This window comes from Jeotgalibacillus sp. R-1-5s-1, from assembly GCF_004405105.1.
GTDB lineage: Bacteria > Bacillota > Bacilli > Bacillales > Jeotgalibacillaceae > Jeotgalibacillus.
Genome location: NZ_SORW01000053.1, coordinates 155,452 through 167,812 on the forward strand (window position 1 = coordinate 155,452; position 12,361 = coordinate 167,812).

A 12,361-nucleotide genomic window follows, 5' to 3' on the forward strand; every position below is an offset into this window, starting at 1 on the left:
AAATACCAAAAGGGTGAGACACAAATATGTCCCACCCTTTCATCTAATGGTTATACCGGCATATGCTCATCCGCCATCACCCGGACAAACTCGCCTTTATTATATGGATAACCCGACTCCGTAATTTTCACTTTGACAAGCTTACCAACCATTTCCTCATTGGCAGGAAAAATCACTTTGAGATAGTTATCTGTATACCCTACGTAAAGTGAACCTGTTGGATCTTCTTTATATTGTTCTTCAGGAATGACTTCAAGTACTTCGTCCTGATAATCAGACGCGTATTCCTTGGCAAGTTGATCTGAAAGAGAAATCAGGCGGTGAACCCGCTCGTTTTTCACTTCCTCGTCAACCTGGTCATCCATTCTTGCTGCCGGTGTGCCTGTACGTTTAGAGTATGGGAATACGTGCAGCTCTGAGAATTTCTGTTCCTGAATGAAACGGTAGGTTTCCATGAATTCTTCTTCCGTTTCACCTGGGAATCCAACGATGACATCAGATGTAACTGCCAGTCCCGGAAGTGCTTTCTTGAGCTTTTCAAGACGCTCTGCGAAAAATTCCATCGTATATTTTCTTCTCATCCGTTTCAGAACTGTGTTTGATCCGGATTGCAACGGAATGTGGAGGTGTCTTACGACCATGTTGGATCGGTCGATGACATCGATTACTTCGTCTGTCAGCTGGCTGGCCTCGATTGAAGAAATCCGGATTCGCTTAAGGCCTTTGACACGTGCTTCAAGGTCTGTCAGCAGCATCGCAAGATTATAATCCTTCATATCTTCACCGTAACCACCAGTATGGATACCTGTCAGAACAATTTCTTTGTAGCCTGCATCAACAAGCTGCTGTGCCTGTTTGATGACTTCTTCAGGGTCACGTGAACGCATAAGGCCGCGCGCCCATGGAATGATGCAGAACGTACAGAAGTTGTTGCAGCCTTCCTGAATTTTCAGAGAAGCTCTCGTACGATCTGTAAACGCAGGCACATCAAGCTCTTCGTACGTGCGGTTTTTCATAATGTTCGTTACGCCGTTGATCGGCTGGCGCTCTTCGCGGTACTGATCAATGTAATCGAGCATTTTTGTGCGGTCCTGTGTTCCGACTACGATGTCAACTCCCGGGATCGCCATAATTTCTGCAGGAGAAGTCTGTGCATAACAGCCTGTAACACAAATCACGGCATCAGGATTTTTTCTGATCGCTCTTCTGATCACCTGACGGCTTTTTTTATCTCCTGTATTTGTAACGGTACACGTGTTAATTACATAAACGTCAGACGTTTGTTCATAGTCAACGCGCTCATAGCCATTTGACTTGAAAAGCTGCCAAATCGCTTCTGTTTCATAATGGTTCACCTTACAGCCCAATGTATGAAATGCGACTGTTGCCATTTTGTTCACCTCATTAATTCATAATGGTACGAAATCGCTGCCAGCGCATAGAGCGGAGCGGTTTCCGTACGTAAAATCCGCGGACCAAAGCCGCAGCTGACAGCCTGATGTTGTTCAAGGATGTCTATTTCCTTTTCTGACAATCCGCCTTCCGGTCCCACAATAACAAGGAGCTTACTACCCTCCGGTAAGCGGGAAAGGACTGAAGAAAAGTTCGATTTTTCTCCTGATTTTGCCTGTTCTTCATAAGCTGTAATGACGGCATCATAGTTTGAAAATGATTCGACCAGGTCATGAAAGCTGACTGGCGTTGCAATGTCGGGAATCACCGTTCGATGACTCTGTTCAGCTGCTTCCCTCGCAATTTTCTGCCAGCGATCCGTTTTCTTCTGTCCCTTTTTATCATCCCATTTTACAATGGAGCGGTCTGCTTTAAAAGGTATCATGCGTGAAAAGCCAAGTTCAGTCGCTTTTTGGATGACGAGTTCAAGCTTATCGCCTTTCGGCAAACCCTGGGCAATCGTTACATGAATCGGCAGCTCAGGCGTTTGATCCAGCTTTTCTTCTGCAATTGCCTCAACATCTGTCTCACCTGAATCAGTGATGACGGATCGATAGGCGGTTTGATCTTTAAATACAGCTATGAATGAATCCCCTGCTTTCATTCTCATGACGCGGGTCATATGTCTCGCATCATCGCCACTCAAGGTAAATCGTTTATCTTCAGGACAGAGAATATCTGTAAAGTATCGTTGCATAGCTGATCACTCTTTCGGCTTTTTAGCGATGATCGCTACCCAGTCTTCCATTGACAGCACTTCTTCAATGGCAAACCCTGACTGGATAAGAGCATCTTTCACCATTTCTTTTTTCTGTTTGATAATGCCGGAAGTAATAAATGTACCGCCTTCAGCTGTCAGCTTAAAAGCATCATCGGTAAACGTTAAAATGACTTCTGCAAGAATGTTGGCAACGATGACTTCGTATGTTTCCTGCAGCTGGTCCAAGAGGTTGCCCTGCTGAACGGTCACAATGTTCTCCACTTTGTTTAATTCAACATTTTCTTTTGCTGCTCTGACCGCGACTTCATCAAGATCAAGTGCCAGCACTTTATCGGCTTTTAAAAGTGCAGCTGCAATACTTAATACACCGGACCCTGTGCCAACATCGATGACAGAATCCCCCTCTTTAACGGTGCGTTCTAGTGCCTGAATGCACATCACGGTTGTCGGGTGTGTCCCTGTACCGAAAGCCATTCCCGGGTCGAGTTCAATAATCAGTTCATCGCTTGAGACTCTTTCGTAATCTTCCCACGTCGGGACAATGGTAAAAGTGGAGGAAATCTTGACAGGGTTATAATATTTTTTCCACGCAGTTGCCCATTCCTCTTCATTGACTTCACTGATTTCGACCTTGTTGGCACCGATATCAATATCAAACGAGACAAGATTGCTGACTTCCTGTTTGATTCCATCGACTGTTTCAGCAAGAAAGCTGTTGACCGGCAGATAAGCCTTTACAATAACGCCGCTGTCAGGGTAATCATCGGGATTTAAATCGTAAATTTCACCGAACTGATCTTCACGTTCTTTGTGAAGTTCCTTCGGATCCTCAATGACGACTCCGCTTGCACCTGATTCATGCAGGATATTGGAAATTGGCTCTATTGCCTCATTTGTTGTGTGAATACTAATTTCTGACCACTTCATCAGACCAGCTCCATTTCATGTTTAACCGTATCATGTCATATATGTACCCGCATTCCTGTTAAAGTCATGCGGGTCATGTATTGTTTTTGATCAGTCGCCTTTAAATGCGCGTTTTACTTTATCAAAGAAATTATCATGCTGTTCATCCGGTACATCTCCGCTTACTTCAGCAAATTCACGAAGGAGTGACTTTTGTTTGTCTGTCAGCTTTTTCGGAGTAATGACTTTAACCCGGATATGCTGATCCCCTGTACCATAGCCGTGAACATTTTTGACACCTTTTCCTTTTAATCTGAATGCTGTCCCTGATTGTGTTCCTGCAGGAAGCTTCCATTTCACCTTGCCGTGAACAGTCGGTACTTCAAGCTCATCTCCAAGTGCTGCCTGAACAAATGTGATTGGCATATCAAGGAAGATATCATCACCTTCACGCTCAAAGATCTCATGCGGACGCACGCGGAATACAACATAAAGGTCTCCAGGAGGACCACCGTTAAAGCCCGGCTCACCCTGACCTGCCACTCTCATCTGCTGACCATCGTCTACTCCGGCAGGAATTTTCACGTGGATTTTTTTGCGTTTCTTCACTTTTCCATTTCCACCACACGTGGTGCACTTGTCTTTTACAAGCTTTCCGGAGCCTTCACAATGATGGCAGACACGACGGTTCACAATACGGCCAAACGGCGTCTGCTGCTCTACATTGAGCTGGCCTGACCCCTTACAATGATGACACGTTTCAGGTTTCGTTCCGGGCTTCGCGCCATCACCGCCGCAAGTTTCACACGTCTCTTCTTTTGGAATTTCGATATCCGTTTCTTTACCGAAAACCGCTTCCTCAAATTTAATCGTCATGGTGTACTGCAGGTCATTACCCTGGCGTGGTGCATTCGGGTCACGGCGTCTCCCGCCTCCACCGAAAAATGAACTGAATATATCTTCAAATCCGCCAAAGCCGTCGAAGCCTGCTCCGCCGCCGAAGCCCTGGTTCGGATCTGTATGACCAAATTGATCGTAGTGCGCACGCTTCTGATCGTCGCTTAACACTTCGTATGCTTCTTTTACTTCTTTAAATTTTTCATCCGCACCCTCTTCTTTATTAATATCGGGATGATATTTTTTAGAGAGCTTGCGGTATGCTTTTTTGATTTCTTCTTTGGTTGCTCCTTCTGATAAACCGAGCACCTCATAGTAATCTCGTTTACTCATTTTTACACTCCCCGGGTCCTTTAGCATAAAGGTTATTTTATCACTAAATCGCTTCTTTTCGCAATGACAAAGAAAAAGCCAAAGCACTGACATCCGTGACTTTGGCTTTTTCTGAGCTCTTTAATTATTTCTTGTCGTCGTCAACTTCTTCAAACTCTGCATCGACAACATTGTCATCAGAAGAATTGCCTTCAGCATTTTGCTGTTCAGCTTCTGCTTTTTTTGCTGCTTCTTCATACAGCTTCATTGATAAAGCCTGAAGAATTTCCTGAAGCGCATCTTTTTTCGCTTTGATCTCTTCGATCTCGTTTTTCTCGATCGCTTCTTTCAGCTCATCACGTGCAGCTTCTGCTTTTTTCTTTTCTTCCTCATCGACATTTTCACCAAGGTCAGAAAGGGTCTTGTCTGTCTGGAAAACAAGCTGGTCTGCTTCATTGCGAACTTCCGCTTCTTCTTTACGCTTCTTGTCTGCATCAGCATTTTCCTCTGCTTCTTTTACCATACGGTCGATCTCCTCATCAGATAAGCCTGTAGAAGATTTAATTGTAATCTTCTGCTCTTTTCCTGTACCGAGATCCTTTGCACTTACGTTGACAATACCGTTTTTATCAATATCGAACGTTACTTCGATTTGAGGTACGCCACGAGGTGCCGGCGGGATATCTCCAAGCTGGAATCTGCCAAGCGTTTTGTTATCCGCTGCCATTGGGCGTTCACCCTGAAGCACGTGAATATCAACCGCATTCTGGTTATCAGCAGCTGTTGAGAATGTTTGTGATTTTGATGTCGGGATCGTTGTATTACGCTCAATCAGAACAGTAGATACACCACCCATTGTTTCAATGCCAAGTGATAATGGCGTTACGTCAAGAAGTACAACGTCTTTTACATCACCAGTCAGTACGCCACCCTGGATCGCAGCACCCATTGCTACTACTTCATCCGGGTTAACACCTTTAGACGGCTCTTTACCTGTTTCTTTCTTGATCGCTTCCTGAACAGCAGGAATACGTGTAGATCCACCTACAAGGATGATTTTATCAATTTCAGAAGCTGAAAGACCTGCATCTTTAATCGCCTGACGCGTTGGTCCCATTGTACGTTCTACAAGGCCTGAAGAAAGCTCTTCAAACTTTGCACGTGTAAGGTTCAGTTCAAGGTGAAGCGGTCCAGCTTCTCCTGCTGTAATAAATGGCAGTGAAATCTGAGTGGATGTGACACCAGAAAGGTCTTTTTTCGCTTTTTCAGCAGCATCTTTTAAGCGCTGAAGAGCCATTTTATCTTTAGAAAGGTCAATGCCGTTGTCTTTTTTGAATTCAGCTACAAGGTGATCGATGATGACCTGATCAAAGTCATCTCCTCCAAGACGGTTGTCACCTGCAGTTGAGCGCACTTCAAATACGCCATCTCCAAGTTCAAGAATCGATACGTCAAATGTACCGCCACCAAGGTCGTATACAAGAATCGTCTGATCTTCTTCCATCTTATCCAGACCGTAGGCTAGTGCTGCAGCTGTTGGCTCGTTAATGATACGCTCAACTTCAAGGCCTGCAATCTTTCCTGCATCCTTTGTTGCCTGACGCTCAGCATCGTTGAAGTAAGCAGGTACGGTGATAACTGCTTTTGTTACTTCTTCACCAAGATAGCTTTCAGCATATGATTTTAAGTACTGAAGGATCATTGCGGAAATTTCCTGAGGAGAATATTCCTTACCTTCTGCTTCTACCTTATGAGCCGTACCCATGTGACGCTTAACAGACATAATTGTATTCGGGTTAGTGATCGACTGACGCTTCGCCACTTCCCCTACCTGTTTTTCACCATTTTTAAACGATACAACAGATGGTGATGTGCGGTTACCTTCCGGATTGGCAATTACTTTAGGCTCTCCGCCTTCAAGAACGGCCACACATGAATTCGTTGTTCCCAAGTCAATTCCAATAATTTTACTCATTCCAAATCAGCCTCCTGTTTCAAGTCTTTTCGTTATTCGTTCACTTTTACCATTGAAGGACGAATGACACGATCCTTAAGTTTATATCCCTTTTGAAGTTCCTCTGTAATGATGTTGGATGCGACTCCTTCTTCAGAAGACTGCATGACAGCCTGGTGAAGATTAGGGTCAAATTCCTGTCCAACAGATTCAATGACTTCTACCCCTTCCTGTTTCAGGGCTTCTAACAGACTCGCATGGACCATTTTCATCCCTTTAAGAAGAGATTCTGATTCATCATTTGTCACTTCTATGTTAAGCGCGCGTTCAAAGTTGTCGAGTGCAGGAAGAATTCCTGTTACAACATTTTGAGCACGGTATTTTTGAAGGGTTTCATTTTCTTTTTGAATACGGCGGCGGTAGTTATCAAAATCAGCACGCAGACGCAGATAGCGGTTTTCAGCTTCCTCCGCCTTTTCCTGCCAGTTCTCTTCTGCAGCTTCCTGTGTTACTTCTTCGCCTTCTGCTTCAGATTTCACTTCCGCTTCGACCGCCTCAGTTTCAGGCTTTGTCTCTTCAGCAGTTTCCGTGAATTCCTGACTGTTTTCTTTTTCAGACACACTCATTCACCTCCTTGAAATACGGTAGTGGTTTTCCCTGTTCACAAACAGCTAAACCACATAATGAACTGCCGGTAATCAGGTTTTGATACCCGGCAGTTTTTTATATAACGGATTGCGGGGGATTTTTCTCCCGAATCTATATAACGGATTTAATCCTGTTCCGTTTCATAAAATTTTGATAAAGCCTTTGAAAGATCCATACTCAGCACGTTCAACAGACTGATCACTCTTGCATATTCCATTCTTTTCGGACCAAGAATCGCCAGTGCTCCGCTTTGTCCGCCTATGACAGGGAACGTTGCTGTAATCAGTGAAATGTCGCTGAGCGCTTTATCATTATTTTCGGTACCAATTTTCACCTGAATACCCGATCCTGAACTATTCTTAATAATCGGATAGAGAGAGTCCTCTCTTTCAATCACATCCATAAACACACGCAGCTTTTCGATATTGCTGAATTCGGGCTGGTTCATCATATTCATTTTGCCGCCAAAAAACAGTTTATCATGGACTGGTATGTTCAAAATTTCAGCAATCGCTTCAATCATCAGGTCATAGTTGGCAATGTGCCGCTTAATAAACAGTGCCACTTCTTTATACATCTTATCCTGAAGCTCCACTAACGGCGTTCCGCTCAGACGGTCATTCAAAACCCGCACCATTTGTTCAATGTCATCCGGATTCAGTCCTGAAGGGATGGAGAACCTTCTGCTTTCAACATGGCCTGTGTCCGTCACGATGATGGCAATCGCACTTTCACGTGTGATCGGCACAATCTGAACATTTTTCACCCTGTTTTCCTGCAGCTCGGGTCCGAGCACAACCGAAGTATAGCTGGTCAGTTCTGAAAGAATTTCAGCTGAGCGCTGTACGATATTTTCCATCTCCATAATCCGGTCCGCAAAAATCGACTGGATTTGAGACATATCTTTTTTCCTCAGAGCATGAGGCGCTAAAAGATGATCTACATAAAACCGGTATCCTTTTTCAGAAGGCACTCTTCCTGATGAAGTATGTGTTTTCTCTATCAGTCCCATTTCCTCGAGGTCCGACATTTCATTGCGGATCGTGGCTGAACTGAAAGGGATTTCCTCCTTTTTGGACAGGCTTCTCGAGCCTACCGGCTGGGCAGAACGAATGAAATCATCAATAATCACTTGAAGAATAAGTAATTGTCGATCTGTCAGCATGTTTCATCACCCCTGTTAGCACTCCTTAATTTCGAGTGCTAAATCTAACATAAAGTTATCAAATGATGTTTTCACTGTCAACGAGTTCGCATTAATTTATCCCAAGAAAAGCCTGAAAAACTTCATTGCCTAAAAAGCGCCCTTCCTTTGTTAGCTTCAACCGGTTTTGATCGTACTGTAAAAGGTTCCTTTTTGTCATTTCCTGAATCGGTCCTCTGAATACCTGATCCATTTCTTTCCCGTATTTCTGAAGAAAAGTGTCACCGGACACTCCCTCTGACATTCTCAGTCCGAGAAATAGCTCCTCTTCCATTTTCTCAGCGAGCGTGACAGCAGCAGAGTGTAAAACCGGCTCCTTGGCTTCTTCCACTGATTGAATATATTTGTTCACTGGCCCGATATTCGAGTAGCGCACGCCGTCAACGTATCCGTGAGCACCCGCTCCAAGACCAAAGTAGGACTCATTTTTCCAGTACACCTTATTATGTTCACTTTCAAACCCCGGGAGTGCAAAGTTACTGATTTCATATTGGTTCCGTCCGGCTGCCTCCATCTGTTTCATCAACAGCTCATACATCGCCGCCTCAGCATCCTCACCAGGCAGTGGCAGCTTCCCTTTTCTCATCAGGTTATAGAAAACTGTTTTCGGTTCAACAATTAATGAGTAACCGGAATAATGCGGTAAATCCAGCTCAATGGCTTTCTTTAAAGTGTCTTCAAAATCCTCGAGTGTCTGATCCGGAAGAGCGTAGATCAAATCCACACTGAGGTTTGTAATACCGGCCTTCTGAGCGTCTTCAATGGACCTGTAAACGTCAGACGAGCGGTGACCCCGGCCGATTCTCTCGAGCAGCCGGTCGTTAAACGACTGCACACCAAAGCTCAGCCGGTTAACGCCATGATTTTTCAGCACCTGAATTTTATCCGGTGTCAAATCACCCGGATTGGCTTCAAACGTATATTCCGCTCCTTCTTCGAGTTGAAAATGACGGCTTATTCCTTCACAAAGCTGTTCAAGCTGAGCCGCTGTCAGAGCGGTCGGTGTTCCTCCACCGACAAACACTGTTTTCACCCGGTGTCCCTCGTTCGTTTTCATAGAGAACTCACGGATCAGCATATCAATGTATTTTTCAACGGGCTGACCTTTCATAAATACCTTATTGAAATCACAGTAATGACAGATGTGATGACAAAATGGAATGTGAATATAAATTGACGAGCTCATAATCATTCCTCTTTTCACGCAAAAAGGGGATGAGCGCTGATTTCCCAGCCTCTTTTCCCCTTCTTTTTTATAATGGGCTTATTTTTCCCCTTCATCCATCTGAAGAACCGCCATAAAGGCTTCCTGCGGTACTTCAACAGAGCCGACCATTTTCATCCGTTTCTTACCGGCCTTCTGCTTTTCGAGGAGCTTTCGTTTACGGGAAATATCTCCCCCGTAACATTTCGCCAGTACGTTTTTACGAATGGCTTTAATCGTGGAGCGGGCCACAACTTTATTGCCAACCGCAGCCTGAACCGGAACCTCAAACTGCTGTCTAGGGATCAATTCCTTTAATTTATCAACAATCAGTTTCCCGCGCTCATAGGCGAAGTCCTTGTGCACGATAAAGCTGAGTGCATCTACCTTTTCGCTGTTTAAAAGAATATCCATTTTCACAAGCTTGGATTCGCGATAGCCAATCAGCTCGTAATCGAAAGATGCATATCCTTTTGTACCTGATTTCAACTGGTCGAAAAAGTCATAGACGATTTCAGCAAGCGGAATTTCATAGACGACGTTCACGCGCGAATCATCCATATACTGCATATCGATGAAGTTACCGCGCTTTGCCTGTGACAGCTCCATAACAGCACCTACATAATCATTCGGTACCATAATCGTTGCTTTTACATATGGCTCTTCCACGTGGTGGACAGATTGTGCGTCAGGCATCATAGATGGGTTGTCCACCCGGATTTGAGTGCCGTCCTCCTGATAGACATCATAAATTACACTTGGTGCCGTTGTGATCAGGTCAATGTTAAATTCACGTTCAATCCGCTCCTGAATGATTTCCATGTGAAGAAGTCCAAGGAATCCACAGCGGAAACCGAATCCAAGTGCCTGTGAAGTCTCTGCTTCAAATTGCAGGGCAGAATCATTCAGTTCAAGCTTTTCGAGCGCTTCACGTAAATCAACATATTTAGCTGTGTCTATTGGATAAAGTCCGCAATATACCATCGGATTAAGTCTTCTGTAACCCGGAAGCGGTGTATCTGTCGGCTTTACAGCACTTGTGATCGTATCACCAACACGGGTATCACTCACATTTTTGATCGCTGCAGTTAAAAAGCCTACGTCTCCAACCGTCAATTCTTCTCTTGGCGTTGATTTTGGGGTAAACACACCGATTTCATTTACTTCAAACTCTTTACCAGTTGCCATCATGCGGATCTTGTCACCTGGTTTAACGGTACCTTCCATGATACGGATATAAGCAACGACCCCTCTGTACGGATCATACAAAGAATCAAAGATAAGCGCTTTAAGCGGTGCTTCAGGGTCTCCCTGAGGAGCAGGGACTTTCTCTACGATCTGTTCAAGAATGTCCTCAATCCCGATTCCTGCTTTGGCTGAAGCAAGAACGGCTTCTGATGCATCAAGTCCGATCACGTCCTCTACTTCCTGCTTCACACGCTCAGGATCCGCAGCCGGAAGGTCAATTTTATTAATAACCGGAAGAATCTCAAGGTCGTTATCCAATGCAAGATAAACGTTGGCAAGCGTCTGGGCTTCAATCCCCTGGGCTGCATCAACGACAAGGATCGCCCCTTCGCAGGCCGCAAGACTTCGTGAAACCTCATAGGTGAAATCCACGTGTCCCGGTGTATCAATCAGGTGAAATGTATAATCTTCACCATTTTTAGCTGTATAGTTAAGCTGAACAGCATTCAGCTTAATCGTAATGCCACGCTCTCTTTCAAGGTCCATGGAATCAAGCAGCTGGGCCTTCATTTCACGTGAAGTCAGCGCTTTAGTCTGCTCTAGAATACGGTCAGCAAGCGTTGATTTCCCATGGTCAATATGAGCAATAATAGAAAAATTACGGATGTTCTGTTGTCTTTTTAATCGTTCTTCTCGGTTCATTCAATGTCCACTCCTGTTTTTTCGACACAATACTCTAGCGTAAAGTATAACAGGTTAACAGGCGTGTTTCAATCAGGCATTCTACGGAGCACTCACCGGCTCAGCCTGCAGAATCATTTCACTGAGAACCTCAGCAAAGATCTCTGCCGAACGGTTCAGCTCCTCAAATGTATTGTCTACCCCTCCAAGTTCAAGCAGAATAGATCTTGAAGACAAATCCTGATTAAACTTTCCGTTTGTGCCTTCCCCTTTTTTCACATAGACACCGCGTGAAATACCTGGGATCCGCTCATTCATCCGTTTATGAATTTCTTCAGAGAACGCTTGATTTTTATCACTTCCGGCATGATTACCTCCAACTACAAAGGCCGTTTTTGCATAGATGATACCTTCATGATCAAGAACGGTTGCCTCTCTTCTAAGGGAATCCCGATGAACATCTACAAGATAGGTCAGCTGTCCATTTTCACCCATCGCCGCTTCTACAACATGCCTTGATTCATCGTATGAGCTCCAATAGTCAAGACCTTTATTTCTCAGCGTCTGAACAATATCTGTTTTATTTACAGCAGCGCCAACGCCTCTTTTTTCAAGCGCCTGCTCAATCACAGGACCGGTCTGCATAATATTCACTTTGGAATGATGGGCTTTGTTCGGATCCTTCGTTCCAGGCAGATAAGGTAAAAATGACTCTTGAGAGTGAGTGAAGTAAATTAGAACACGTTCAGGCAACCCTGTCGATTCAGCAGCTGATGTCTCAGCAATTTCTTCAGGTTCAACAGCGTCATCTTCTATGCCAGTCAGAAACCATTCCTCAGGCGGTATTGATTCAGATGGTTCGGGGAATGAATCCTGTGATGACACAGCAGACGCAGAAGTAAACGACAGACCTTCCATCGTCAGCCAATGAACCGGATCGGATATCGCTCCTCTCAAATAAGAACCAAATTGTTCAGCTATATCTTCATTTGAAAAATGATAAAATTCCATTTGTAGCAAAAACGTCATCCAGCGGTCAGGAAGCTGATCAGGAACAGACCATTTAATGTCAGGTACCCCCGATTTAATAACGGGCATATAGACAGCTGTCAGCATTACAGAGAGCAGTAGTAAAAAGGTTTTCAAGAACAGGTAGACTGATTCGTGTGATAATGCTTTCCTCATTATGTACCT

At 44.5% G+C, this 12,361-nt stretch carries 10 protein-coding genes; all 10 read right to left on the reverse strand.

Going from position 1 to position 12,361, the window contains the following annotated elements:
• Positions 1-50: 50 nt before the first annotated feature.
• Positions 51-1,391, reverse strand: coding sequence for a tRNA (N(6)-L-threonylcarbamoyladenosine(37)-C(2))-methylthiotransferase MtaB (gene mtaB / locus E2491_RS16235; RefSeq protein ID WP_134376672.1), 1,341 nt, complete (start codon positions 1,389-1,391; stop codon positions 51-53).
• Between the two features lie 5 nt (positions 1,392-1,396).
• On the reverse strand, positions 1,397-2,149 hold the full coding sequence (locus E2491_RS16240) for a 16S rRNA (uracil(1498)-N(3))-methyltransferase (protein ID WP_134376673.1): 753 nt from the start codon (positions 2,147-2,149) through the stop codon (positions 1,397-1,399).
• A 6-nt stretch (positions 2,150-2,155) separates the two neighbouring features.
• A complete protein-coding gene (gene prmA / locus E2491_RS16245; protein ID WP_134376674.1) occupies positions 2,156-3,100 on the reverse strand; it encodes a 50S ribosomal protein L11 methyltransferase in 945 nt (314 codons plus the stop codon).
• 90 nt (positions 3,101-3,190) lie between these two features.
• Complete coding sequence (dnaJ, locus tag E2491_RS16250) at positions 3,191-4,309, reverse strand: molecular chaperone DnaJ (RefSeq protein WP_134376675.1); 1,119 nt, start codon at positions 4,307-4,309, stop codon at positions 3,191-3,193.
• A gap of 124 nt (positions 4,310-4,433) precedes the next feature.
• A complete protein-coding gene (dnaK, locus tag E2491_RS16255; RefSeq protein ID WP_134376676.1) occupies positions 4,434-6,263 on the reverse strand; it encodes a molecular chaperone DnaK in 1,830 nt (609 codons plus the stop codon).
• 32 nt (positions 6,264-6,295) lie between these two features.
• Positions 6,296-6,862, reverse strand: a complete 567-nt coding sequence (gene grpE, locus E2491_RS16260) for a nucleotide exchange factor GrpE (protein WP_371414498.1) — start codon at positions 6,860-6,862, stop codon at positions 6,296-6,298.
• Between the two features lie 152 nt (positions 6,863-7,014).
• On the reverse strand, positions 7,015-8,055 hold the full coding sequence (hrcA, locus tag E2491_RS16265) for a heat-inducible transcriptional repressor HrcA (RefSeq protein ID WP_134376678.1): 1,041 nt from the start codon (positions 8,053-8,055) through the stop codon (positions 7,015-7,017).
• A 91-nt stretch (positions 8,056-8,146) separates the two neighbouring features.
• Positions 8,147-9,280: a radical SAM family heme chaperone HemW gene (gene hemW, locus E2491_RS16270; RefSeq protein ID WP_134376679.1), complete on the reverse strand. Its 1,134-nt coding sequence runs from the start codon at positions 9,278-9,280 to the stop codon at positions 8,147-8,149.
• Positions 9,281-9,358: 78 nt separating this feature from the next.
• Positions 9,359-11,188 carry a translation elongation factor 4 gene (gene lepA, locus E2491_RS16275; protein ID WP_134376680.1) on the reverse strand — a complete coding sequence of 610 codons (1,830 nt, stop codon included), beginning with the start codon at positions 11,186-11,188 and terminating at the stop codon, positions 9,359-9,361.
• Positions 11,189-11,269: 81 nt separating this feature from the next.
• Positions 11,270-12,352 carry a stage II sporulation protein P gene (gene spoIIP, locus E2491_RS16280; protein WP_134376681.1) on the reverse strand — a complete coding sequence of 361 codons (1,083 nt, stop codon included), beginning with the start codon at positions 12,350-12,352 and terminating at the stop codon, positions 11,270-11,272.
• Positions 12,353-12,361: the final 9 nt, after the last annotated feature.

Bases quoted from the DNA above. Each gene is read 5' to 3' on its own strand.
- mtaB (WP_134376672.1), bottom strand. From the start codon at position 1,391: ATGGCAACAGTCGCATTTCATACATTGGGCTGTAAGGTGAACCATTAT.
- E2491_RS16240 (WP_134376673.1), bottom strand. From the start codon at position 2,149: ATGCAACGATACTTTACAGATATTCTCTGTCCTGAAGATAAACGATTT.
- prmA (WP_134376674.1), bottom strand. From the start codon at position 3,100: ATGAAGTGGTCAGAAATTAGTATTCACACAACAAATGAGGCAATAGAG.
- dnaJ (WP_134376675.1), bottom strand. From the start codon at position 4,309: ATGAGTAAACGAGATTACTATGAGGTGCTCGGTTTATCAGAAGGAGCA.
- dnaK (WP_134376676.1), bottom strand. From the start codon at position 6,263: ATGAGTAAAATTATTGGAATTGACTTGGGAACAACGAATTCATGTGTG.
- hrcA (WP_134376678.1), bottom strand. From the start codon at position 8,055: ATGCTGACAGATCGACAATTACTTATTCTTCAAGTGATTATTGATGAT.
- hemW (WP_134376679.1), bottom strand. From the start codon at position 9,280: ATGAGCTCGTCAATTTATATTCACATTCCATTTTGTCATCACATCTGT.
- lepA (WP_134376680.1), bottom strand. From the start codon at position 11,188: ATGAACCGAGAAGAACGATTAAAAAGACAACAGAACATCCGTAATTTT.
- spoIIP (WP_134376681.1), bottom strand. From the start codon at position 12,352: ATGAGGAAAGCATTATCACACGAATCAGTCTACCTGTTCTTGAAAACC.